The organism is Janthinobacterium violaceinigrum (assembly GCF_009208555.1).
Lineage (GTDB): Bacteria > Pseudomonadota > Gammaproteobacteria > Burkholderiales > Burkholderiaceae_D > Janthinobacterium > Janthinobacterium violaceinigrum.
The window spans coordinates 68,568-92,098 of the sequence record NZ_WFLI01000018.1 but is presented as its reverse complement, the minus strand read 5'-3'; the positions used below and the strand labels follow the sequence as shown (position 1 = coordinate 92,098).

Here is a 23,531-nt window from a genome sequence, read left to right as displayed (position 1 = left end):
CGGTAGACGGTAAAATTCGCCATCAGCGTTCCAAAAATAGAACGATCAAGGAGACAGCATGCAGGATCTGAACGACTTGTATTACTTTGTGCAGGTGGTCGACCATGGCGGCTTCGCCCCGGCCGGACGCGCGCTGGGCATGCCAAAATCAAGGCTGAGCCGGCGCATCGCGCTGCTGGAAGAACGGCTGGGCGTGCGCCTGCTGCAGCGCACGACGCGCCACTTTTCCGTCACCGACGTGGGGCAGTCGTTTTACGAGCATTGCAAGGCCATGCTGGTGGAAGCGGAAGCGGCGCAGGAAGCGATCGAACTGACGCGCGCGGCGCCGCGCGGCACGGTGCGCCTGTCCTGTCCCATCGCCCTGCTGCACACGCTGGTGGGTCCCATGCTGGCCCGCTTCATGCGCGACCATCCGCAAGTGACCTTGCTGCTGGAAGCGACCAACCGCCGCGTCGACCTGGTGGCCGAAGGCATCGACGTGGCCATCCGCGTGCGCCCGCCGCCGCTGCCCGACAGCGACCTGGTGCTGCGCGTGCTGGCCGAGCGCAGCCAGTGCATGGTGGGCAGCCCGCTGCTGTTCGCCGGCGCGCCCGCGCCGAAGGCGCCGGCCGACCTGGCCGACTGGCCCAGCCTGGCCCTGGGCACGCCGCAACAGCACTACCAGTGGGATTTGCACGGCCCGGACGGCGCGCGCGCCCAGCTGCGCCACGTGCCGCGCTTCGTCACGGGCGACATGCTGACCTTGCGCGACGCGGCCGTGGCCGGCGTGGGCGTGGTGCAGCTGCCAACCATGATGATAGGCGAGCAGATCGCCGATGGCAGCCTGCTGCCGCTGATGGAGCAATGGCGGCCGCAGCGCGAAATCATCCATGCCGTGTTTCCTTCGCGGCGCGGCCTGCTGCCGGCCGTGCGCGCGCTGATCGACTACCTGGCGCACGGCTTCGCCGCGCTGGAAGAAGAGTGAGGCTTTTCAGGTACGATGGCATCCTCTCCCATCGCCTGGACGCCGCATGCGTTTATTGATTCTGTCGGACCTGCACCATGAGCTATGGCGCGACGAAGCGCCGCAAGGGGACCTTGCGCTCAGTTGTCCCGACGTCGTGATCCTGGCCGGCGACATCGACACGGGCGCCCGCGCCGTCGCCTGGGCCGCCAGCGCGTTTGCGGGACTGCCCGTGCTGTACGTGCACGGCAACCACGAAGGCTATGGCCACCACCTGGACAAGGTGCGCCAGGAGCTGCGCACCGCCTGCGCGGCCACGCCGAACGTGCGTTTTCTCGATGCGACTGCTCACGTCATGGAAGACCCGGCGGGCAACAAGGTGCGCTTCCTGGGCGCCACCCTGTGGACGGATTTCCGCCTGCTGGGCGACGACACGCGGCAAGCGGCCATGCGCGACGCGGAAGCCGTCATGAACGACTACAAGCGCATCCGCCTGGCCAACATGGGCTTTCGCAAGCTGCGCGCGGCCGACACGGCCATGTTCCACGCACAGCAAAAGGCGTGGCTGGCGCGCGAACTGGCGCAGCCCTTCGATGGGCGCACCGTGGTCGTCAGCCACATGGCGCCGTCGCTGCAATCGGTGGACGACGCGTATGGCAGCGAAGCGTGTTCGCCCGCCTACGCTTCGCGCCTGGACGAGCTGGCCGCGCAGGCCGACCTGTGGGTGCATGGCCACATCCACGCCTCGCGCGACTACCGGATCGGCCCGTGCCGCGTGGTCAGCAACCCGTGCGGCTACAAGACGCGCAGCGGCGCGCCGCAAAATCCCGCTTTCGATCCGAACTACATCGTCGAGCTGCCGGCCCTTAATCGTCAGGCTTGAGACGGCCCGCCAGCCATTGCTGCAGGCGATGCTTGCCGGCCCGGCGCGCCGCGCGCGGCGACGCCTCCGACTGGTGCGCGCCGGCGCCGCCACGCAATCGGGCGGCCGCCACCAGCGGGTTGCGCGGCTTGGGCGTGGCTTTCAGTTTGATTTTCATCTTGTCTCCTTTCAGCCCTTGATGCAGACGACCTGGCGCAGGGTATGCACCACTTCCACCAGGTCGCTCTGGTGCGCCATGACGGCGTCGATATTCTTATAGGCGGCCGGGATTTCATCGACCACGCCGCCATCCTTGCGGCATTCGATGCCGGCCGTCTGCTCGGCCAGGTCAAAGCGGTTGAAGCGGCGCTTCGCCTCGCTGCGGCTCATGCTGCGCCCCGCCCCGTGCGAGCAGGAACAGAACGAGTCCGGGTTGCCCTTGCCGCGCACGATGAAGCTGCGCGCGCCCATGCTGCCGGGGATGATGCCCAGCTCGCCCTGCCGCGCCGAAATGGCGCCCTTGCGCGTCACATACAAATCCGCGTTGCCATGCGTTTCACGCGCGATGTAGTTGTGGTGGCAGTTGATGGCCTCTCCATCGAGCTGGAACGGCGGCGCAAACTTCGCCAGCGCGTCGAGCACGCGGCGCATCATTTCGCTGCGGTTGAGCAGTGCATAGTCCTGCGCCCAGTCCACCGCTTCCACGTAGTCGTCGAACACCGTGGAACCTTCGCTCAGGTACGCCAGATCCGCATCGGGCAACTGCAGCTGGTGGCGCCGCATGTCCTTCTGCGCGGCGGCGATGAAATAGCGGCCGATGGCATTGCCGATGCCGCGCGACCCCGAATGCAGCATGACCCACACGCGCTGTTCCTCATCGAGGCAGATTTCAATGAAGTGGTTGCCGCCGCCCAGGGTGCCCGCCTGGCAGATCCACGTGCGCTCGAACTGGCGCAGCATCTTGGCGATGCCCCGGTGCCGGTCGACGATGCGCTCCAGGCGGCCGCTGAGAGGACGCGCGGCGCGCGCATGGCGCGAGCCCTGCACGCGGCTCCAGTCGTGCTGCTCGAAGCCGACGGGCACGTCCGCCTCGATGGCGCTGCGCAGGCGCGCCAGGTTGTCGGGCAGCTGGCTGGCCGTCAGGGTCGTGCGCACGGCGTTCATGCCGCAGCCGATGTCGACGCCCACGGCGGCCGGGATGATGGCGCCGCGCGTGGGAATCACGCTGCCGACGGTGGCGCCGATGCCGGCATGCACGTCGGGCATGGCCGCCACATGCGGATGGACGATGGGCAGGCTGGCGATATTGTGCAGCTGGCGCAGCGCCTGCGCATCGATATCGTCGGTAAAAATATGCACGGGCACGTGGGCGCCGCGCAATGTCTGGTGGATGGGCATAACGTATTCCTTGGTCTTGTCGTTATGCCGGGGCCCCCTATGAAACAAAAAACCCCGGCGAGTTTCCTCACCGGGGTTTGAAGGACACCGGCTCGGGATCGGCAATGTGCCGATGGCCCCGAGCGTCATGCGCGGGGCTAGTGGTAGTACTTGCTGCCAGCCTGCTCGAACATGGGTATCCTTTCTTTTGTCTGGTTAATCTGAACTGCGGACGATGATTCTGCACCGTATGCTGCAGTGCGTCAACCGCTTTTCATGGTGCATGCGCCAACGTTGTTATTTTGTCGCAGCCGCTTCTTTTTCTTTGGCGATGCGCGCATCGAGCTTCGCCTCATTCCTGGCAGCGTAGTTGCTGCACGCCTGCGTATCGATGAAGGGATTCGGCGTGACGCCTTCCAGCAGTTGCGTAAGTTTCAGGTCGCCGCCGGAGTGGTCCGGGTGGGCCGAGATCAGGATGTCGCAGGGCAGTTTGGCGAAGTCCTGCATGACGCGGCGAAAGGCCGGTGTCAGGTCTGCATGGCGCTCATCGCCCAGGTAATGAAAATCGTCGGCCGCCACCGGCGTGAGGCTGGCGCCGAACACCACGTTCAGGCATTCGTGTCCTTCCGCGTCCTCGCACGAGACCCAGGTCCAGCTGGTGCTGCCCGGCGTATGGCCGGGCGTGTAGCGCGCCGTGATAGTCACGCCGCCCAGCTGCAGGGTTTCGCCATCGGCGATCTCGCGCACGTTCTCCACGGCCGGCATGGGATCGATTGCGCCCGCTTGCGGGTCCAGGGCGAGCACCGAGCCCGCGCGCAGCGCCTGCGCGCCGAGCGGACTGGCCACCACTTGCGCGCCGCTGTCGCGGGCCAGAGCGGCAATGCCGCCCGAATGGTCGAAATGCGCTTCCGTATTCAGGATGAACTTGATGTCTTGCAGGCGAAAGCCCAGCTCGAGGATATGCTCCTTGATGGCGGCCACCGATTGCGGCAGCGCGCCATCGATCAGGATCAAGCCTTCGCGCGTGTCGATCAGCACCACGCTCAAGCCGCCCACGCCCACGTAATACGTGTCGCCGTGGATGCGCGCCGGCTGCTGCGGGCGGTTCCACTGCGCCGCGTAGGGCGAGGCGATCGGCTGCGTCAGGGGATCGATGGCGGGCGTGGCGGCGTGCGCCGTCAACGGCAGCGCCATGGCGGCCAGCGCGGCGCTCAGCAAGGTCTTGGAAAAGAAGAAAGGCGGCATGCGGCTCCAGGAGTGTATGGTCGATAATTGATGCCATAGGGTAACGTCGCCAGCCTCGCGCGGTCAAGCAGCGGGGCACGCTTGCCGTCCATCCCGCCAATTGCGCTACGATAGAGGTCCGTTGACTGCCGTGCGCCTTGCCGCCCTCTTGCCATGCGTTTGCTGATCCTGTCCGACCTGCACCTGGAAGTCTGGGGTGAAGACTCCCCGTCCATCGACCTTGCCTCCTGCCGCCCCGACGTGGTGATCCTGGCCGGCGACATCGCCACGGGCAGCCAGGCCATCGCCTGGGCCGCGCGCACCTTTGGCGCCCTGCCCGTGCTGTACGTGCACGGCAATCACGAAGGCTATGGACATCAGCTCGAACACATGCAGGACGCCGTGCGCGACGCGTGCGCCAGCGCCAATGCGCACGGCGCCAGCATCCGCCTGCTCGACGGCGATGCCGTGACGCTCGGCGGCGTGCGCTTCCTCGGCATCACCCTGTGGACGGATTTCCTGCTGTTCGGCGCCGAGCGCCAGCAAGAGGCCCTGCAGGCGGCGCAAGCCTACATGCCCGACTACAAGCGCATCAGCACGGGCGGCGACACGCCGCGCCTGCTGTGTGCCACCGACACGGCGCAGCTGCACGCGCAGCACCGCGCCTGGCTGGAGCGGCAGTTGGCGCAACCGTTCGATGGCAAGACCGTCGTCGTCACGCACATGGCGCCCTCGATGCTGTCGGTGGAAGCGCAGTATGCGACGAACCTGGGCTCGCCCGCGTTCGCCTCGCATCTGGACGCGCTGGTGGCGCAGGCGGACCTGTGGGTGCATGGCCACATGCACGCCTCGCTCGACTATCGCATAGGCGGCTGCCGCGTCGTGTGCAATCCCTGCGGCTACAGGCGGCCGGACGGCACGCCCGAAAACGAGCGTTTTGACTCCGGCTTCATCGTCGACCTGGCCGGCACGGTTTAACGTTTTTCATAGCGCAGCTGCACCACGCCGCTGGGCAGCTGGCGCGTGCCGTTGAGCCGCCAGTCGCTGCGCGGCAAGCCATCCTCGAACAGGCGCACGCCCTTGCCCAGCACCACGGGCAGCACGGACAAGGTGAGACTGTCGATGACGCCTTCGCGCAAGGCCGCGCGGATGACGGCGCCGCCGTCGATGTACACATGGCGGCAGCCTGCTTCGGCCAGCCGCGCCAGCACTTCCCGCACGCTGCCTTCGCAGCGCTCTTCCCCATGCCGCGGCGCGAAATCGCGGTGGCTCAATACCGCCACGCGCTTGCCCGCATACGGCCACGGCTCGAAGCCCAGCACGGCGTCGTAGGTGGTGCGGCCGATCAGCAAGGTATCGACCTGCTCCATCAATTGCGTGTAGCCGGTAGCCTCGGGCGTATCGGGGGCCAGTTCGGCCAGCCAGGACAGGTCGCCGTTTTCTCCCGCGATGCAGCCATCGAGACTGATGCCGAGAAAGACGCTGACGAAAGGTTGTTGCATGATGTGCCATCCAATTAATTCTACAGTGTAGAATTATGCCCATGAACTCCACAAAACTTCAAGCCATTGCACATCCCGTGCGGCGCGCGGGTCGGCCCCGCCGCATCGCGCCCGCGCTCGACAACGCCGCCATCCTGCAGGCCGCCCTGGTCCTGCTGGAAGAAAGAGGCGAAGCGTTTTCCATGCGCGCGCTGGCGCACAGCCTGGGCGTCGATGCCATGGCGCTGTATCACTATTACGCGGGAAAAGAGGAATTGCTGCTGGCCTTGATGGCGCAGCGTTTTATCGCGCTCGACCCGCAGCAGCCGCCGTTTACGCCCCGCCAGGCGCACCGGCGGCGTTTGCTGGCGCTATGCGCGCTGTACCTGGAGCTGGTCAGCGCCACGCCGTATTTCGTGCGCCTGATGGCGCGCGGCCTGGTCACGCAAGCGGACGTGGCCGAACGGTTTGCGGCGCTGTTCGACCTGGCCGTCGATGGCCTGGCGCTGGACAGGAAAACCCGCTTGCGCGGGCGCGATGCGCTCGTCGATTTCCTGCACGGCTACGCGCTGGCAGGCCGGCCCGCCAGCGAAACCGACTGGCATGCCTCGGTCGGCCTGATCCTGGCGGGCATGCGCGCCGGCGTGCAGGCAGGCGCTTAATTGAACTGCTTGAAGTCCGGCTTGCGCTTTTCAAAGAAGGCCGTAAACGCTTCCTTCGCTTCCGCGCCGCCCAGCATGGCGCTGAACAGTTTGTTTTCGTCCGCGATGGCCGCCTTCATCGGCTCCATGCGGCTTTGCTTCATCAGGCGCTTGGTGGCGCGGATGGAGGCGGCCGGCAGGGCCACCAGCTTGGCGGCCTGGCCTTGGGCGAACGTCATCAACTCATACAGGGGCACTACTTTCGACACGAGGCCCATTTCCAGCGCTTCGCTGGCCGGGAAGGATTCGCCCAGCATCAGTTTTTCCGCCGCGCGCGGGTAGCCGGCCAATTGCGTGAGCAGCAGGCTGGAACCGAATTCCGGGCACAGGCCCAGCTGCGTGAACGGCATCGAGAAGCTGGCATTGTCGGCTGCATACACGAGGTCGCAATGCATGAGCAAGGTGGTGCCGATGCCGATGGCGGGGCCGGAGACGGCGGCCACCACGGGCTTGCTGCTGCCGTACAGGGCGCGCATGAACTGGAACACGGGACGGTCATGGTCGAGCGAGCCATCCTTCGGGCGCGCCGTCTTCATGAAATCATCGAGGTCGTTGCCGGCCGTGAAAATCTCGCGCTTGCCGCAGATCAGGATGGCGCGCACGGCGTCGTCGCTCTCCGCCGCCACCAGCGCATCGGCCAGGGTCTGGTACATGGCGCCCGTGATCGCATTCTTGCGTTCCAGGCGGTTAAATTCCAGGGTCAGAATACCCTCGCTCGTGCTGCACAAAATATCCATGTCGTCTCCAAATGATAAAGGGCGCCGGAGTCATCCCACAGCGCCCTGTTTTATTGCTTTAGCCCGCCAAACTTAGACGCGCTCGAAAATTCCGGCGGCGCCCATGCCGGCGCCCACGCACATCGTGACCATGCCGTACTTCTGCTTGGTGCGCTGCAGCGCGTGGATCACGGTGGCTGCGCGGATGGCGCCGGTGGCGCCCAGCGGGTGGCCCAGGGCGATCGCGCCGCCCATCGGGTTCACTTTGGCCGGGTCCAGGCCCAGGTCGCCGATGACGGCCAGTGCCTGTGCGGCAAACGCTTCGTTCAACTCGATCCAGTCCAGCTGGTCTTGCGTGATGCCGGCGGCGGCGCACGCTGCCGGAATGGCGAATTTCGGACCGATGCCCATGATTTCCGGCGGCACGCCGCGCACGGCGAACGAGGAGAATTTCGCCAGCGGGGTCAGGTTATGCTCGCGCAGGATTTTTTCGCTGACGATCAGCAGCGCACCGGCGCCGTCGGACATCTGCGAGCTGTTGGCGGCCGTGACAGAACCCTTGGCGGCGAACACCGGCTTGAGCTTGGCCAGCGACTCCATCGACGAATCGGCGCGCGCGCCTTCGTCCGTGTCGACCGTGCGGCGCGTCACATCGACCTGGCCGGTCGCCAGGTTCGGCGTGCGCGTGATGATTTCCACGGGCGTCGTTTCCGCCTTGAAGAAACCGGCTTGCTGCGCGGCGATGGCGCGGCGGTGCGATTCGACGGAGAACGCGTCCTGCTGTTCGCGCGACACTTTCCATTGCTGCGCCACTTTTTCGGCCGTCAGGCCCATGCCGTAAGCCATGCCGATGTTTTCGTCGCTGAACATGTCCAGGTTCATCGATGGGTGGTGGCCCATCATCGGCACCATCGACATCGATTCGATCCCGCCGGCGATCATCACGTCGGCTTCGCCCACGCGGATGCGGTCGGCCGCCATGGCAATGGCCGTGATGCCCGATGCGCAGTAGCGGTTGACGGTGACGCCGCCCACGGTTTTCGGCAAGCCGGCCAGCAGCACCGAATTACGCGCGATGTTGAAGCCCTGCTCCGCTTCCGGGAACGAGCAGCCGATGATGGCGTCGGTGATCAATGCCGGGTCCAGGCCAGGCGCCTGCGCCAGTGCCGATTGCAGCACGCGCACCAGCAGGTCGTCCGGACGGGTGTTCTTGAACATGCCGCGCGGCGCCTTGCCGATCGGGGTGCGGGTTGCAGAGACGATGTACGCGTCTTGAAGTTGTTTGCTCATTTTGTTCTTTCAAAGATGTTGAACGAAGTTCGTGTTCTGTCGAATGTCCGGGGTAGAGGCCTATCGCTTCTGCGACAAATACCAGTCCACCGTCACCTGTGCCGCCAGCGTGCCTTCAGAGTCGAAGATATCGACTTCCACGGGAAACGCCACCTTGCCATCCTGCGCCAGCTGCGCCTTCAGTGCCGCCAGGTCGCCCGGTACCCGGCCTTCGGCGCGCGTCGCGCCCTTGGCCACCTTCTGGTACTGGATGCGCGACTCCTTGGCCACCGGGCGCAGGCCCAGTATCAGCTCGGCGAAGCCGCCCGCCATGGCCGCGCCGGAAGCCGTTTCGGCCAGGGTAAACAAGGCGCCCGCATGCTGCGTGCCCAGGTGATTATTCAGTCTGGGATCTTCCGGCATCGACACCTTCGAGGTGCCGGCGCCGATTTCGTCGATGCTGATCCCCAGCAGCCGCACGAAGGGCAAGGTGTCCATCATCTGTTGTTTGATACGGTCATACACCATGCTTGGCCTCACGTGCAGTAATACTTTGAATACGAGGGACAGGATCGTCATCGACGCTGTGCTTAGTTGCGTACCGGTTTACCGGTCTGCATCATGCCCATGATCCGTTCCTGGGTTTTCGGATGGTTCAACAGCTCCAGGAATGCCTTGCGTTCCATATCCAGCAGCCACTGTTCGCTGACGAAACTGCCCTGGTCCACGTCGCCGCCCGATACGATCTCGGCGATCATCTCGCCCAGCTTGAAATCGTGCGCCGAAATGAAGCCGCCGTCGCGCATGTTGACCAGCTGCGCCTTGATGGTGCCCCAGCCGTAACGGCCCGTCACCTGGATCAGCGAAGGCAGTTGCGGACGGAAGCCCGCGTCGAACATGGCGCGCGCTTCGACCTTGGCCACGTGCAGCAGCTCATAGGCGTTGAACACGATGACGTCGTCTTCCTTCAGGTAGCCCATTTTCTTCGCTTCCAGCGCCGATTTCGACACGTTGGCGGTGGCTGCATTGGTGAAGCCCGTTTTCAGGAATTGCAGGATGTCGTTGCCCTTGGCTTCCTTGTAGGCGCGCTGCGCCGCTTCCTTCAGGCCGCCGCCGGCTGGAATCAGGCCCACGCCCACTTCCACCAGACCGATGTACGACTCGATCGAGGCCACGCGCTTCGACGCGTGCAAGGCCAGCTCGCAACCGCCGCCCAGTGCCAGGCCAGCGACCGCGGCGATCACCGGCACGTTCGCGTATTTCAGCGACATGAAGGTGTTCTGCAGTTCGGCGATGATCGGATCGACGGCTTTCACGCCGCCTTGCATGAACGCAGGCAGGGCCGATTGCAGGTCGGCGCCGGCCGAGAAGGCACCGCCTTCGGCTGCGTCGGCGTGCCAGATCACCAGGCCCTTGAAGTTCTTCTCGGCTTCGGCCAGCGCGAGCTTGAGTCCGTTGATCACGCCTTCGCCGATCACGTGCATCTTGGTCTTGAACGAGATGATCAATACATCGTCGCCCGTGTGCCAGACGCGCACGGATTCGTCTTCGAAGACGGTGGTGCCGGCGGTCTTGCCGTCGATGGCGCCGCTGCCCAGCACTGGCGCGCGGAATGGCTGGCGGTCGTACACGGACAGGGTCGAACGGGGCACGAAGCTGTTCGACACGGCGGAGTACGAACCTTCCGGCGTGTGCACGCCGCCTTTTTCAGCGACCGGACCTTCGAAGACCCAGGCTGGCAGCGGTGCATTGCACAGCGCGTGGCCGGCGTCGATGTCTTCCTTGACCCAGTTGGCCACTTGCAGCCAGTTCGATGCCTGCCACGTTTCAAACGGGCCCACGTTCCAGCCGAAGCCCCAGCGCATGGCGAAGTCGATGTCGCGCGCATTGTCGGCCACGGTGTCCAGGTGGACGGCGATGTAGTGGAAAGCGTCGCGGAAGATCGCCCACAGGAACTGGCCTTGCGGGTTCGTCGATTCGCGCAGCGCCTTCATCTTCTTGACCGGATCCTTTTCCTTCAGGATGCGGGCGATGATGTCGGCAGCCTTGGCGCCGCCGGCCACGTATTCACCGGTGGCGAAGTCCAGGCGTTGGATTTCCTTGCCGACCTTCTTGTAGAAGCCCGCGCCGCTCTTCTGGCCCAGCGCGCCTTTTTCCACCAGCGATGCCAGCACGGCCGGCGTCTTGTAGACGGCAGCGAACGGGTCGTTCGGCAGGTAGTCCTGCATGGTCTTGATCACATGGCCCATGGTGTCCAGGCCGACCACGTCCGCCGTGCGGAAGGTGCCCGACTTGGCGCGGCCCAGCTTGGAGCCGGTCAGGTCGTCGACGACGTCCACGGACAGGCCGAATTTCTCGGCTTCGTGCACGATGGCCAGGATGCCGAACACGCCAACGCGGTTGGCGATGAAGTTCGGCGTGTCCTTGGCGCGGACCACGCCCTTGCCCAGGGTGGTCGTCAGGAAGCCTTCCAGCTGGTCGGAAATCTCAGGCTTGGTGAACGCGGTCGGGATGATCTCGACCAGGTGCATATAGCGCGGCGGGTTGAAGAAGTGCACGCCGCAGTAGCGCGATTTCAGGTCGGCGTCGAAGCCTTCTGCCAGCTTGGTGATCGACAGGCCCGAGGTATTCGAGGCGAAGATCGCGTTCGGGCCGATGTGCGGGGCCACCTTCTGGTACAGGTCGTGTTTCCAGTCCATGCGCTCGGCGATGGCTTCGATGATCAGGTCGCAACCGGCCAGCAGGTCCAGGTTGTCTTCGTAGTTGGCGACCTGGATCAGCGCGGCATCATCCTTGTTGCCCAGCGGCGCAGGCGACAGCTTTTTCAGGTTCTCGATGGCGCGCAGCACGATGCCATTCTTCGGACCTTCCTTGGCCGGCAGGTCGAACAGCACGACCGGCACTTTCGCGTTGATGCAGTGGGCGGCGATCTGCGCACCCATCACGCCGGCGCCCAGGACGGCTACTTTTTTAACGATGAAATTGGTCATATTTTCCTCAAGTCTTAGAACAGGTCTGCGTCGAGTGCCATCAGGTTGGCCGAACCGGAACGCGCCTGACGGATCAGGGTTGCCGTTTCAGGCTGCAAGCGGGCGAAGTAGAAACGTGCGGTAGCCAGTTTGGCGGTGTAGAACTTGTCGCCGCTGGACTCTTTTTCGAGGGCGATCTTGGCCATCTGCGCGAACAGGTAGCTGTAGATCATGTGGCCGACGACGCGCAGGTAAGGCACGCATGCCGCGCCCACTTCGTCCGGATTCTGGAATGCCTTCATGCCGATTTCCATGGTCAGCTTGGTGACTTTGTCGCCCAGGTCGCCCAGTGGGGTGACGAATTCGCTCATCGCTTCATCGGTGCCGTTGTCTTCGACGAAAGCCTTGATCTTTTCGCCGAACTTGCGCAGCTTGGCGCCGTTGTCGCCCAGGATCTTGCGGCCCAGCAGGTCCAGCGACTGGATCGTGTTCGTGCCTTCGTAGATCATGTTGATGCGCGCGTCGCGCACATACTGTTCCATGCCCCATTCCGAGATGTAGCCGTGGCCGCCGAACACTTGCATCGCGTCCGAGGTGGCGATCCAAGCGTTGTCGGTGATGAACGCCTTGATGACGGGCGTCAGCAGCGCCACTTCGTCGGCCGCTTCCTTGCGCACGTCGGCGTCAGGGTGGTGCAGTTCGCGGTCGATCTGCAGCGCCACGTAGGAAGTGAAGGCGCGCGCGCCTTCGGCGTAGGCTTTTCCCGTCAACAGCATGCGGCGCACGTCAGGGTGCACGATGATGCGGTCGGCCGGCAGTTCCGGGTTCTTGATGCCGGACAGCGAACGCATTTGCGTGCGGTCCTTGGCGTAGATCAGCGCGTTCTGGTAGGCGATTTCCGTCAGGCCCAGCGACTGCATGCCCACGCCCAGGCGGGCCGCGTTCATGAAAACGAACATGGCGTTCAAGCCCTTGTTCGGCTGGCCGATGATCCAGCCTTTCGCGCCGTCCAGGTTCATCTGGCAGGTCGAATTGCCGTGGATGCCCATTTTTTCTTCGATGGCGCCGCAGGTGATCGGGTTGCGTTCACCGACCGTGCCGTCCGCGTTCGGCAGGAATTTCGGCACCAGGAACAGCGAGATGCCCTTCGAGCCTTCCGGCGCGTCCGGCACGCGGGCCAGCACCAGGTGCAGGATGTTTTCCGCCATGTCGTGCTCGCCGGCCGAGATGAAGATCTTGTTGCCGGTGATGGTCCAGGAACCGTCCGCCTCAGGCAGCGCTTTCGAGCGCAGCAGGCCCAGGTCGGTGCCGCAGTGCGGTTCGGTCAGGCACATGGTGCCCGTCCACTCGCCCGACACCAGCTTCGGCAGATACACTTCCTTCTGGTGGTCGGTGCCGTGTTCCTTCAGGCACTCGTAGGCGCCGTGCGACAGGCCAGGGTACATGGACCAGGCCTGGTTCGACGAGTTCAGCATTTCATAGAACGAGTTGTTCAGTACGACGGGCAAGCCCTGGCCGCCGTATTCCGGATCGCACGCCAGCGCCGCCCAGCCGCCTTCGACGTACTGCTTGTAGGCTTCCTTGAAACCTTTCGGCGTGGTCACGCTTTTCGTGACGGGATCGTGGTGGCAGCCTTCGCGGTCGCCGGAGTGGTTCAGCGGGAACAATACTTCGGAGGTGAATTTGCCGCCCTCTTCCAGCACCTGGTTGATGATGTCGGCGTCGACGTCGGCGTACGACGGCATTTGCTTCAGTTCTTCTTCCACTTGCAGGAACTCATGCAGGACGAATTGCATATCCCGGATTGGCGCGACGTATTGACCCATAATTTTCTCCTGAAGGCGATTAGCTAAAGTGTTGTACTTGTGAACTGCGTGTGCGTTGCTGCGGATACTGCCTGACGGCTTATTTGCTTGTGACTGGATTCTGGTACGACGCCAGCAGGCGGACAAAGCCTGCTTGCGCCCGTTCGATGCTGCCCGGCACGCGCAGGAAGCGCGCGTCGTGATGCAGGGCCAGGATCAGGCCATACATCTCGTACACCAGCTGCTGGGCGTCCGTGTCCGCTTTCAGGTCGCCCGTGGCGATCGATTGCTCGACACAGCGCAGCAGCGCGCCCTGCCAGGCCCGCACCATGGCCACCAGGGCTTCGCGGATGGGGCCGGGACGGTCGTCATACTCGACGGCGCCGCTGATATAGATGCAGCCGGAAGCGATTTCCACGCTGACCCGCTTGACCCAGCGCGCAAACATCGATTGCAGGCGCTGGATGCCGCGTGGTTCTTTCATGCTGGGGAAAAAGACTTCTTGCTCGAAACGATAGTGGTAGAGCTTGAGCACTTCCATCTGCAAGTCTTCGCGCGAGCCAAAGTGGGCAAACACGCCCGACTTGCTCATGTTCATTTTGTCCGCAAGCAAGCCGATGGTCAGGCCTTCCAGGCCGTCGCGGCTGGACAAGTCCAGCGCCACGTCGAGGATGGCGGCACGGGTCAGTTCGCCCTTGCGCATGAATTTGACTGAAGTATTCAAGAGTACCGTTCTAAAAGTGATGTTGCCGATCTGGCGGAGTGAAGCGAGGGTAAAAAAAGCACGCCTCGAAAAAATCCGAACGCTCGTACTATTATCCACTACCACGTAAAAGTCAAACGGGAACTTTAGAGCCGGCGTTCTATTGGTGCAGCGCAGCATTCTTCGACCGCGTGATTGGTGCTGCTTTCGGGGCGGCAAACACGGGTTTTGCCGGGGATTGCCCCGGATTTTCCCCGCCCGCGCCGCCGGCGGCATGCCTCAGTCGAGGCCGCCTGCCTTGCTCAATTGACGGCGGTCGCGCTTGGTCGGCCGGCCCTTGATGGTGCTGCCGGGCTCGCGGAACAGCTTGCGCTCCTCGGCCAACTGCTCGCGGCGGGCGATGCTGGCCGGCGTTTCCCCGTACAGCAGGCGCGCCACGGGCGCCGCGCCGCGCTTGTCGGACAAGCCCAGCACGGCCACTTCCCACGTCTCCGCGCCATTGTCGATGGCCAGCTCGTCGCCCACGCGCAGGCTGCGCGCCGGTTTCACGCGCTCGCCGCCCACTTTCACCTTGCCCGTGTCGACGGCCTCGCTGGCCAGGGAGCGCGTCTTGAAGAAACGCGCGGCCCACAGCCATTTGTCCAGCCTTACCGTTGTCATGTCGTTCATGCGTACTTGCCTACTGAAAAAATGCGCATCACCAGCCGGTACGCGAGAAACGCCGCTTCATAGCCGAGGCGGCGGAAACGGCCGATGTGCTTGAAATCGTCCTGGTGGATGACGATGCCGTCGGCCACGCCCTGCTCGATGTGCTGGCGCAGGCTTTGCGCAAACGCCACATCCTTGATGACCACGTTTGCTTCCTGGTTCAGGAACAGGCTCAGCGCATCGATGTTGCTGGAACCGACCGTCGCCCAGTCATCGTCGACGACGGCCACCTTGGCGTGCAGCTGCGTCTTGCGGTATTCGACGATCTTTACCCCGGCAGCCAGCAGCTTCGGATAAAACGAGTGCGCCACGGCATCCTGCATGCGAAATTCGCCCACGCCGATCAGCAGCACCACGTCGACGCCCCGCTGGGCCGCCTGGGCCAGCGCGCGGCGCAGCTTGTGGCCGGGCGCGAAATACGGGTTGGCCAGCATCACGCTTTTCCTCGCCTGGCCCAGCGCCTGCAGATAGGCGCGCTGGATGGTGCGGCGGTTGCGCAGGTTGTCGCGCACGACAAAGCCGGCCACCACGGGGTTCTTCGCCAGCTCCTTGCTGACGACGCGCATCTTGCGGTACAGCTTGATGCGCCGCACCAGGTTCATCTTGCCCAATCGTGCCCACTGCGCCTGCACTTCCTCGTGGATGGCGTCCACCAGCGGGCCCTTCACCTGCACGGCAAAATCCCAGCGCGGCGCTTCCAGGCTGATGTTGTGGTCGTAGTCGCAAAACATGTCGTCGTTGATATTGATGCCGCCCACCAGGGCAATTTCACCATCGGCCACGCAGATCTTGCGGTGCGTGCGCGTGATGCCGCGCCGGAACCACGGGTTGAAGATGCGGTGGTGCACGCCCGCCGCTTCCAGTTGCGCATGCATGGCGTTGACCCGGCGGTTGCCCGTGCCGAACCAGTCCGTGATCATGCACACCAGCACGCCCCGCGCGGCCGCCCGCTTCAGGGCGTCGAGCACCAGGGTGCCCGTGGCGTCGTCGGCAAAGATATAGGTTTCAAAATAGACCTCCGAGCGCGCACCGTCGATGGCGGCAATCAGCGCGGGGAAGTAATCGGTGCCGCAATACAGCAGCTGGATGTCGTTGTGGGCGATGAAATTGACTGTGCGCATGCCGGCAGTCTACGCGAGTTTCAAAGCAGCAACTATCGGCGCGTGGTCCGACAGTTTTGCCCACAAGGTGCCGTGCATCACTTGCGCACCTTCCACATGGAAACCGCGCACATAGATGCGGTCCAGGCGGAACCAGGGCAAGGCAGCGGGAAAGGTGCGCGCCGGCACGGGCACGGGGGTTTTCGTCTGGCGCCGCGCCAGGGTACGCACGAGGTCGCCCAAGGCCGAATTCGACGCGCGCTGGTCGAACACTTCCACCACGCCCAGCGCATTGCGCAGCTTGTCGCTGAGCGTGTTGCGCCAGTCGTTGAAATCGCCCGCGATGATGACGGGCTCGCCATTTGGCGCCGATTCCATGACGGCATCGATCAGCGCCTGCGTCTGGCGGCCCCGTCCCGACTCGAACAGGCCCAGGTGGACGACATAACAGTGCACGTCGGCCTGCGGCGTCTTGAGCACGCAGTGCAGGATGCCGCGCTGCTCGTAGGCGTGGTCGGAGACGTCGTGGTTGGTTTGCGAAGCGATGGGAAATTTGCTCAGCAAGGCGTTGCCGTGGTGGCCATGGTCATACACGGCATTCATGCCGTACGCGGAATGGTGCTCGGCGCCGGCAAAGAACTCATGCTGCGACGCCTCCGGCCAATGCTTGTGGCCGTTTTTCTCGGCGCCATAGCGGGCCGCATTGCGGTCATGCTTGCCCTGCACCTCTTGCAAAAAAACAACATCTGCATGGAACAGCGCGATCGCCTGCTTCAAGGCATGCACCCTGGGCAAGCCCCGCACGGAGGAGACACCCTTGTGTATATTATAAGTTGCTACGCGGATTTTCATGCATTGATTCTACTCCCAGACAGGCCCCGCGCGGCGCCGGCGTAGGTGCGCGTGCGCACCTAAACGAGCACAATCACGCACACCATCAGGCCAGCATGCGTCCCACGCCCGCCGTCACGCTGACGATCAGCGCCGTGATGCCGGCCGCCCAGACGATTTTCACCAGCAACGGTGCGCCGCGCCAGGCCACCGTGCGCTTGCCCTTGGCAAATGCCCCCGGGTGCAGCAGCCAGCCGATGGCCATCAGCGGCATGCCGATGGGCGGCGTGCGGCCAGGCACGGTGGAGCTAAACAGCAGGAAAATAAAACACAGGCAGAAAACGATGCCCAGGGTGCCCAGCAGTTTTTGCTGCGCAGTCAAATGGAACCAGTTCAACATGGAATGCTTTCTAGGGAAATCAGATGGGACGCGCCAGGCCCGTCATGGCCGGCAACTGCAAAATCGCTTCCGCGTTGGACGACGAGAAACAACGGTCAGCCGCCGCCAGGTACGGCAGCCACGTGTATTGCAAGTGTTCGCGCGGACTCAGGGTGATGGCGATGTCGCGCGGCACTTGCACGCTGAACACGTGCTCCGTGTTGCGCGTCACGCCCGGCGCATAGCGGTGGCGCCAGATCGGATAGATCTCGTACACGTTCGACAGGTGCCAGTCGCGCAGCACGATGTCGTGCCCATCGGCAACGATGCCGGTCTCTTCGCACAATTCGCGCACGGCCGTCTGCAGCAGCGGTTCATCGGCGGCATCGACGGAACCCGTCACGGATTGCCAGAAACCGGGCTGGCCCGCGCGTTCGATCAGCAAGACGTCCAGATCCGCCGTATGGATGACGACCAGCACGGAAACGGGAATTTTATGGCTCATATCAAGAATGAAAAAGGCGCCTCGCAGCGCCTTTTTTTGCCTCAGCAAGTAAAACGGTAGCGGCTGCCTGGGCAGCCGCATGCTTCATTACACTACTTTTGGCTCGGCGCTGCGCAAACGGATGTGCAGTTCGCGCAATTGCTTCTCGTCTACTTCCGACGGCGCATGGGTCAACAGATCTTGTGCGCGCTGGGTTTTCGGGAAGGCGATCACGTCGCGGATCGATTCGGAACCCGTCATCATGGTCACGATACGGTCCAGGCCGAATGCCAGGCCGCCATGCGGTGGCGCGCCGTATTGCAGGGCGTCGAGCAGGAAGCCGAACTTCAGCTGTGCTTCTTCGGCATCGATCTTCAATGCACGGAAGACCTTGCTTTGCACTTCTTCGCGGTGGATACGGATGGAACCGCCACCCAGTTCCCAGCCGTTCAAGACCATGTCGTAGGCCTTGGCGATGCAGGCGCCCGGATTGGTTTCCAGCATGTCTTCATGGCCATCTTTCGGCGCCGTGAATGGATGGTGGGTTGCCGTCCAGCGGTCCGCTTCTTCGTCGTGTTCGAACATCGGGAAGTCGACCACCCACAATGGTTTCCACACGTCTTCGAACAGGCCCGCTTTCTTGCCGAACTCGCTGTGACCGATTTTCACGCGCAACGCGCCGATGGCGTCGTTGACGACCTTGGCCTTGTCCGCGCCGAAGAAGATCAGGTCGCCGTCCTGCGCGCCCGTCTGCTCGAGGATCGTGGCCAGCACGTCGGCGGGCAGGAACTTGACGATCGGCGACTGCAAGCCTTCAGGACCCCTGGCTTTCTCGTTGACCTTGATGTAAGCGAGGCCCTTGGCGCCGTAGATGGCGACGAACTGGGTGTAGGCATCGATTTCCGAACGGGGCATGCTGCCGCCTTGCGGTACGCGCAGGGCCACCACGCGGCCGTTCGGCATGTTGGCGGCGCCGTTGAAGACCTTGAATTCGACCGACTTCATGACTTCGGTCAAGTCCGTGAAGGCCAGCTTGACGCGCATGTCCGGCTTGTCGGAACCGTACAGGCCCATCGCTTCGGCAAAGTCCATCACCGGGAACGGGTTCGGCAGGTCGATGTCCAGCGTGTTCTTGAAGACGACGCGGATCATGTCTTCGAACAGGTCGCGGATTTCCTGTTCCGTCAGGAACGAGGTTTCGCAGTCGATCTGCGTGAATTCCGGCTGGCGGTCAGCGCGCAAGTCTTCATCGCGGAAGCACTTGGTGATCTGGTAGTAACGGTCGAAGTTAGCGACCATCAACAGTTGCTTGAACAACTGTGGCGATTGCGGCAAGGCGAAGAAGCTGCCTGCGTTCACGCGCGATGGCACCAGGTAGTCGCGCGCGCCTTCTGGCGTGGACTTGGTCAGCATCGGCGTTTCGATGTCGATGAAGCCCAGCGCGTCGAGGTACTTGCGCACTTCCATCGTCACCTTGTAGCGCAGGCGCAGGTTGTTCTGCATTTGCGGGCGGCGCAGGTCCAGCACGCGGTGCGTCAGGCGCGTCGTTTCCGACAGGTTGTCGTCGTCCAGCTGGAACGGCACGGGCACGGAAGGGTTCAGCACTTCCAGTTCCGAGCACACCACTTCGATCTTGCCCGATTTCAGGTTGTTGTTGATCGTGCCTTCGATACGGTTGGTCACCACGCCCGTCACGCGCAGGCAGAATTCGTTGCGCACGGCTTCGGCGACCTTGAACATTTCCGCTTGTTCCGGATTGCAGACGATTTGCACCAGGCCTTCACGGTCGCGCAAGTCGATGAAGATCAGGCTGCCGTGGTCGCGGCGGCGATGTACCCAGCCGCACAGGCTGACGGTTTGTCCCAGCATGGCTTCGGTAACGAGGCCGCAATATTCAGTACGCATAGACATAAAATTCTCAGTTCAGGTTAGTGAGTGTTCAATCCGGCCACGTCCCGCACGGGACGCCTGCCTTTATTCTTTGGCTGCCGGGGCCGGTACAGCAACAACTTCCGCAGGCGCCACCACGCCCATCGAGACGATATATTTGAGCGCCGCATCGACGCTCATGTCGAGTTCGACGACATCGCTGCGCTTCATCATCAGGAAAAAGCCCGATGTCGGATTCGGCGTCGTCGGCACATATACGCTGACATAGTCGCCCACCAGGTGGTTCGCCGCATCGCCGCCCGGCACGCCGGTCAGGAACGCGATGGTCCAGGAATTCTGGTGCGGATACGGCACCAGCACGGCCTTGCGGAAAGCATTGCCCGACGAGGAAAACAAGGTATCCGAGACTTGCTTGACGCTCGAATACAGGGAATTGACGATGGGTATGCGATGCAGCAATTTTTCCCACAGTTTCACCACGTAATTGCCGACCAGGTTATTCGTCAGCAATCCCGTCAGGAAAACGATGAGTATCGTCAGTATCGTGCCCAGGCCAGGAATGTCAAAGCCGAACAGCGAGTTCGGGCGGAAACGTTCCGGCACCAGCAGCAGCGACTGGTCCAGGGTGCCGATCACCAGATTCAGTACCCAGACGGTGATGGCCAGCGGTACTAAAATCAGCAATCCGGTAATAAAGTATTTACGCATCGGTTTCTCGGTAAGGGATAGTATCGGCGCGGCGCGCGTTTCAGTCCGCTTTCGGCGCAGCGGCAGCCGGGGCGGGCGCAGGGGCTGCGGCAGGCGCGCTCTCGACGGCCGGGGCAGGCTTGGCGCTATCGGCCGGGCCCGTCGGAATCGCCGTGGTAGGCGCCGTGCCGCCGCGGAAATCCGTTGCGTACCAGCCAGTGCCCTTCAATTGGAAACCGGCGGCCGTCAATTGTTTCTTGAAACTGGGCTTGCCGCACGACAGGCACACCGTCAGTACTGGATCGGAGATCTTTTGCAAGACGTCCTTGGCAAAACCACACTCGTCACAACGGTAAGCGTAAATCGGCATCTCTACTCCGAGAAAATCATCAAAAACCCTGAATTATAAAGCTTTTCCGCCATTCCCAGCGGAAAATGCCCACCCACCGGGCCTGTCAGCCTCAGTCCGCCCGGCGGCGCCAGCTCATCCAGCGCTCCTTGCCGGCAAAGACGGCGATGGAATCGTCCACGGCTTCATCGGCCAGGCAGTCGAAATGCGGCGCCAGCAAGGCCTGCAGTTGCTCACGCGAAATACCAAACGGCGGTCCCTTGGCATTGTCGTCAAAGAAGAAGTAGCCGACCAGCATGGCACCGGGCGCCAGCAGCTGCGCCCAGCGGGCCGCTACCTGCGGCCACATGGCGCGCGGCATGGCGCACAGGAAAGCCCGTTCATAGATCAGGTCCAGCGGCGCTGCCGGCTGCCAGGCAAAGAAATCCGCCTCCACCACCTGCCCTGCCCGCTCACCGACGACGGCGCGCGCGGCGGCCACGGCGGCCGGCGCAAAGTCGATGGCCGTGGCATCCCAGCCATGTTCCAGCATGAAGACCAGCTCGTACGCGGAGCCGCAGCCGGGAATCAGGCAGCGCAGCGGCGCCGGGCTGCCGGCAACGAAGCGGCGCAAGCGCGATGGCACGCCGCCATGGTCCCACGGCGTGAATTGCTTCTCGAAACGCTCGTCCCAGAAGGCGGGCGACAGCGGATCGCGGGTGTGAAAGTCAGCCATCACTTACGTCCTGATCCAGTTAAAACGGCAGTTGGTGCCAGCGCATGAATACTTGCAAGCCCAGCGCGCCAAGCGCGAAAGCACCCACGAAGTACACGATAAAGCTCAGCAGGCGGTTCGTCTGGCGTTGCTCCGCCAACAAGGTTTTCATCAGTTCCACCTCGTTTTCGCGCGGCTCGCCATGCACCGTCAAGGCCTGGTGCAGCAAGCGCGGCAGTTGCGGGAAGATGTGCGCATAACGGGGCGCCTCGGCGCGCAGGCGCTCCATGAAGCCCTGCGGTCCCACCTGGTTGCTCATCCATTTTTCCAGGTAGGGCTTGGCCGTTTGCCACAAGTCCAGTTCCGGGTCCAGCTGGCGGCCCAGGCCTTCGATATTGAGCAGGGTCTTTTGCAGCAGCACCAGCTGCGGCTGCACTTCCACGTTGAAGCGGCGCGAGGTCTGGAACAAGCGCAGCAGAACTTGCCCAAAAGAAATATCTTTCAGCGGACGGTCGAAGATGGGCTCGCAACAGGCGCGCACGGCCGCTTCCAGCTCATCGACGCGCGTGTCCTTCGGCGCCCAGCCCGATTCGATATGCGCCTCGGCCACGCGCTTGTAGTCGCGGCGGAAGAAGGCGAGGAAGTTTTGCGACAGGTAATCCTTGTCGTAATCGTTCAGGGTGCCCACGATGCCAAAGTCCAGGGCGATGTAGCGGCCGAACGATTCGGGCGCGATCGACACGAGGATATTGCCCGGATGCATGTCCGCATGGAAAAAGCCATCGCGGAACACTTGCGTGAAGAAAATCTCCACACCATCGCTGGACAGCTTGCGCAAATCCACGCCGGCCGCCACCAGGCGGTCCGTCTGCGACACGGGAATCCCATACATGCGTTCCATCACGATGACGCTGCTGGAGCAGTAATCCCAGTGCATTTCCGGCACCAGCAGCAAGTCCGAGTTGGCGAAGTTGCGGCGCAGCTGGCTGGCGTTGGCCGCCTCGCGCATCAGGTCCAGCTCGTCGTGCAGGTATTTGTCGAACTCGCCCACCACCTCTTTCGGCTTCAAGCGCTTGCTGTCGGCCCACAGGCGGCTGATCCAGCCGGCCGCGATGTGCATCAGGGCCACGTCTTCGTCGATCAGCTTCTTCATGCCTGGACGCAAGACCTTCACGGCCACTTCGCGGCCATCCTTCAAGGTGGCGAAGTGCACCTGGGCAATCGAGGCGGACGCCACCGGCTCGCGCTCGAAGCGGGCAAACAACTGGTCCGGGTGCGCGCCCAGGGACTTGGTGATTTGCGCGACGGCCAGGTCGGAGTCGAACGGCGGCACCCGGTCCTGCAGCCGCGCCAGCTCTTCGGCGATATCGGGCGGCATCAGGTCGCGCCGGGTCGACAGCACCTGGCCGAACTTGACGAAGATCGGGCCCAGCTCTTCCAGCGCCAGGCGCAGGCGCAAGCCCCGCGGCGACGACAAGTCGCGCCAGAAAATCAGGGTATCGATCAATTTGGCGGTGCGGGGAACTTGCAGACCAGAAATCGCTATCTCATCCAGGCCGTACTTGATGGAAACACGGATGATTTTAAACAGGCGCAGGAATTTCAATATCATGTAGACAAATCCGGTGAGGAGGACTGCGGCTGGAGGGCGGCGGCCGCCTTTTCCAGCCGGGCAAGGCGCTTGGCCAGGCGTTCGACGTCATCGCGCACGCGCGTCACGCCAGCGGAATATTCTTGCAAGGTCGCGGGACGGATCAGCATGGGCTGTTCGTCGAGAAAGTATTCAGCCACGTTTTCCGCCAGCTTCTGCTGGCCCGTGCGGACAAAGGCGGCGGCATCCCTGGCGCCGGACACGAGGCGCGTGGCCAGCACGGGGCCCAATACCTTTTCCAGGTCGTGCTCCGCTTCCCAGCGCAAGCCCTTGCTCAATTGCGAAATCGCATTGGCAAACTCGGCATCGCCTTCGATCTTGACGTAGGAAAACGCCCGTTCGCGGTTTTGCAGGATCAGCGGCACATCGGACAATTTCACGCGGATGGTGACGTTGGCCGGCACGTCGGCCGGCGCCGCTTCCAGCATGCCTGCGCTGTCGACGCGCAGGCGCAAGGCCACGGCGCCCGTGTCGATGCAGGCCAGCTTGCCGGCGTGCACGGCCAGCTGCTGGCGCGCCCACGGCTCCTGCGCCAGCAAGTGGTTGATAGTGGCGATGACGGGCGTCATCAGGGAAAGATCGGAAAGTGGTGCCATCATGTTGCGCGCTTCGCGCCCCCAAAAAGAAAAAACCGCCCGTAAAACAACGTGGGCGGTTTCGATCTTACCAGTTCAGCAGGAAATATCTGTCAAGCATCATGCATTCCGC

Annotated in this window: 25 protein-coding genes; 4 read left to right on the top strand and 21 right to left on the bottom strand. The window is 63.3% G+C overall.

Features of this window, described 5'->3' with window-relative positions; genetic code table 11:
- The first annotated feature begins 58 nt into the window (after nucleotides 1-58).
- Nucleotides 59-964 (top strand): LysR family transcriptional regulator, encoded by a 906-nt coding sequence (locus GCN75_RS16475; protein ID WP_152283423.1) that lies wholly within the window; start codon nucleotides 59-61, stop codon nucleotides 962-964.
- Between the two features lie 46 nt (nucleotides 965-1,010).
- The gene (locus GCN75_RS16470; protein WP_152283422.1) at nucleotides 1,011-1,826 is read left to right on the top strand and encodes a metallophosphoesterase family protein; all 816 of its coding nucleotides are present in this window, start codon (nucleotides 1,011-1,013) and stop codon (nucleotides 1,824-1,826) included.
- Here the strand turns inward: GCN75_RS16470 and GCN75_RS29205 are convergent.
- The 3 genes from GCN75_RS29205 to bla form a co-directional block, all read right to left on the bottom strand.
- Complete coding sequence (locus GCN75_RS29205; protein WP_193317045.1) at nucleotides 1,810-1,983, bottom strand: hypothetical protein; 174 nt, start codon at nucleotides 1,981-1,983, stop codon at nucleotides 1,810-1,812. The genes GCN75_RS16470 and GCN75_RS29205 overlap by 17 nt on opposite strands.
- 11 nt (nucleotides 1,984-1,994) lie before the next feature.
- The gene (locus GCN75_RS16465) at nucleotides 1,995-3,203 is read right to left on the bottom strand and encodes an RtcB family protein (protein WP_152283421.1); all 1,209 of its coding nucleotides are present in this window, start codon (nucleotides 3,201-3,203) and stop codon (nucleotides 1,995-1,997) included.
- Nucleotides 3,204-3,479: 276 nt separating this feature from the next.
- The gene (gene bla, locus GCN75_RS16460; RefSeq protein WP_152283420.1) at nucleotides 3,480-4,427 is read right to left on the bottom strand and encodes a subclass B3 metallo-beta-lactamase; all 948 of its coding nucleotides are present in this window, start codon (nucleotides 4,425-4,427) and stop codon (nucleotides 3,480-3,482) included.
- Nucleotides 4,428-4,580: 153 nt separating this feature from the next.
- Here bla and GCN75_RS16455 point away from each other — a divergent pair, with 153 nt between their 5' ends.
- The gene (locus GCN75_RS16455) at nucleotides 4,581-5,384 is read left to right on the top strand and encodes a metallophosphoesterase family protein (RefSeq protein ID WP_152283419.1); all 804 of its coding nucleotides are present in this window, start codon (nucleotides 4,581-4,583) and stop codon (nucleotides 5,382-5,384) included.
- Here GCN75_RS16455 and GCN75_RS16450 read toward each other — a convergent pair.
- The gene (locus GCN75_RS16450; protein ID WP_152256774.1) at nucleotides 5,381-5,908 is read right to left on the bottom strand and encodes a dihydrofolate reductase family protein; all 528 of its coding nucleotides are present in this window, start codon (nucleotides 5,906-5,908) and stop codon (nucleotides 5,381-5,383) included. The two genes, GCN75_RS16455 and GCN75_RS16450, sit on opposite strands and share 4 nt — an antisense overlap.
- 41 nt (nucleotides 5,909-5,949) lie before the next feature.
- On the opposite strand from GCN75_RS16450, the gene GCN75_RS16445 reads away from it, so the two are divergent.
- Nucleotides 5,950-6,549, top strand: coding sequence for a TetR/AcrR family transcriptional regulator (locus tag GCN75_RS16445; RefSeq protein WP_193317535.1), 600 nt, complete (start codon nucleotides 5,950-5,952; stop codon nucleotides 6,547-6,549).
- On the opposite strand, the gene GCN75_RS16440 is transcribed toward GCN75_RS16445, so the two are convergent.
- The 17 genes from GCN75_RS16440 to GCN75_RS16360 all read right to left on the bottom strand — a co-directional run bounded on the left by GCN75_RS16440 (nucleotide 6,546) and on the right by GCN75_RS16360 (nucleotide 23,419).
- Nucleotides 6,546-7,325: an enoyl-CoA hydratase gene (locus GCN75_RS16440; protein WP_152283417.1), complete on the bottom strand. Its 780-nt coding sequence runs from the start codon at nucleotides 7,323-7,325 to the stop codon at nucleotides 6,546-6,548. The two genes, GCN75_RS16445 and GCN75_RS16440, sit on opposite strands and share 4 nt — an antisense overlap.
- Before the next feature lie 72 nt (nucleotides 7,326-7,397).
- Nucleotides 7,398-8,594, bottom strand: a complete 1,197-nt coding sequence (locus GCN75_RS16435; protein WP_046682137.1) for an acetyl-CoA C-acyltransferase — start codon at nucleotides 8,592-8,594, stop codon at nucleotides 7,398-7,400.
- 60 nt (nucleotides 8,595-8,654) lie between these two features.
- Nucleotides 8,655-9,101 (bottom strand): PaaI family thioesterase, encoded by a 447-nt coding sequence (locus GCN75_RS16430; protein ID WP_152256777.1) that lies wholly within the window; start codon nucleotides 9,099-9,101, stop codon nucleotides 8,655-8,657.
- Between the two features lie 62 nt (nucleotides 9,102-9,163).
- The gene (locus GCN75_RS16425; RefSeq protein WP_152283416.1) at nucleotides 9,164-11,563 is read right to left on the bottom strand and encodes a 3-hydroxyacyl-CoA dehydrogenase/enoyl-CoA hydratase family protein; all 2,400 of its coding nucleotides are present in this window, start codon (nucleotides 11,561-11,563) and stop codon (nucleotides 9,164-9,166) included.
- A 14-nt stretch (nucleotides 11,564-11,577) separates the two neighbouring features.
- Nucleotides 11,578-13,368, bottom strand: coding sequence for an acyl-CoA dehydrogenase C-terminal domain-containing protein (locus GCN75_RS16420; RefSeq protein WP_034753387.1), 1,791 nt, complete (start codon nucleotides 13,366-13,368; stop codon nucleotides 11,578-11,580).
- 79 nt (nucleotides 13,369-13,447) lie between these two features.
- Nucleotides 13,448-14,050 carry a TetR/AcrR family transcriptional regulator gene (locus GCN75_RS16415; RefSeq protein WP_152256853.1) on the bottom strand — a complete coding sequence of 201 codons (603 nt, stop codon included), beginning with the start codon at nucleotides 14,048-14,050 and terminating at the stop codon, nucleotides 13,448-13,450.
- A 279-nt stretch (nucleotides 14,051-14,329) separates the two neighbouring features.
- Nucleotides 14,330-14,719 (bottom strand): RNA-binding S4 domain-containing protein, encoded by a 390-nt coding sequence (locus tag GCN75_RS16410; protein WP_152256780.1) that lies wholly within the window; start codon nucleotides 14,717-14,719, stop codon nucleotides 14,330-14,332.
- Nucleotides 14,716-15,879 (bottom strand): cardiolipin synthase ClsB, encoded by a 1,164-nt coding sequence (gene clsB, locus GCN75_RS16405; RefSeq protein ID WP_099378508.1) that lies wholly within the window; start codon nucleotides 15,877-15,879, stop codon nucleotides 14,716-14,718. The genes GCN75_RS16410 and clsB overlap by 4 nt, the downstream gene beginning before the upstream one ends.
- Before the next feature lie 9 nt (nucleotides 15,880-15,888).
- Nucleotides 15,889-16,710: an endonuclease/exonuclease/phosphatase family protein gene (locus tag GCN75_RS16400; protein WP_152256781.1), complete on the bottom strand. Its 822-nt coding sequence runs from the start codon at nucleotides 16,708-16,710 to the stop codon at nucleotides 15,889-15,891.
- An 85-nt stretch (nucleotides 16,711-16,795) separates the two neighbouring features.
- Nucleotides 16,796-17,089: a hypothetical protein gene (locus tag GCN75_RS16395; protein WP_152256782.1), complete on the bottom strand. Its 294-nt coding sequence runs from the start codon at nucleotides 17,087-17,089 to the stop codon at nucleotides 16,796-16,798.
- A 19-nt stretch (nucleotides 17,090-17,108) separates the two neighbouring features.
- A complete protein-coding gene (nudB, locus tag GCN75_RS16390) occupies nucleotides 17,109-17,573 on the bottom strand; it encodes a dihydroneopterin triphosphate diphosphatase (protein WP_152283415.1) in 465 nt (154 codons plus the stop codon).
- A gap of 87 nt (nucleotides 17,574-17,660) precedes the next feature.
- Complete coding sequence (aspS, locus tag GCN75_RS16385; protein WP_152283448.1) at nucleotides 17,661-19,457, bottom strand: aspartate--tRNA ligase; 1,797 nt, start codon at nucleotides 19,455-19,457, stop codon at nucleotides 17,661-17,663.
- A 69-nt stretch (nucleotides 19,458-19,526) separates the two neighbouring features.
- Nucleotides 19,527-20,150 carry a DUF502 domain-containing protein gene (locus GCN75_RS16380; RefSeq protein WP_152256784.1) on the bottom strand — a complete coding sequence of 208 codons (624 nt, stop codon included), beginning with the start codon at nucleotides 20,148-20,150 and terminating at the stop codon, nucleotides 19,527-19,529.
- A gap of 40 nt (nucleotides 20,151-20,190) precedes the next feature.
- Entirely contained in the window at nucleotides 20,191-20,499 is a 309-nt protein-coding gene (locus GCN75_RS16375; protein WP_152283414.1) for an FmdB family zinc ribbon protein, read from the bottom strand.
- 91 nt (nucleotides 20,500-20,590) lie between these two features.
- Nucleotides 20,591-21,193 carry a methyltransferase gene (locus GCN75_RS16370; RefSeq protein WP_152283413.1) on the bottom strand — a complete coding sequence of 201 codons (603 nt, stop codon included), beginning with the start codon at nucleotides 21,191-21,193 and terminating at the stop codon, nucleotides 20,591-20,593.
- 19 nt (nucleotides 21,194-21,212) lie between these two features.
- A complete protein-coding gene (gene ubiB, locus GCN75_RS16365) occupies nucleotides 21,213-22,784 on the bottom strand; it encodes a ubiquinone biosynthesis regulatory protein kinase UbiB (protein ID WP_152283412.1) in 1,572 nt (523 codons plus the stop codon).
- Nucleotides 22,781-23,419 (bottom strand): ubiquinone biosynthesis accessory factor UbiJ, encoded by a 639-nt coding sequence (locus GCN75_RS16360; RefSeq protein ID WP_226941429.1) that lies wholly within the window; start codon nucleotides 23,417-23,419, stop codon nucleotides 22,781-22,783. Before GCN75_RS16360 ends, ubiB begins: the two co-directional genes overlap by 4 nt.
- Nucleotides 23,420-23,531: the final 112 nt, after the last annotated feature.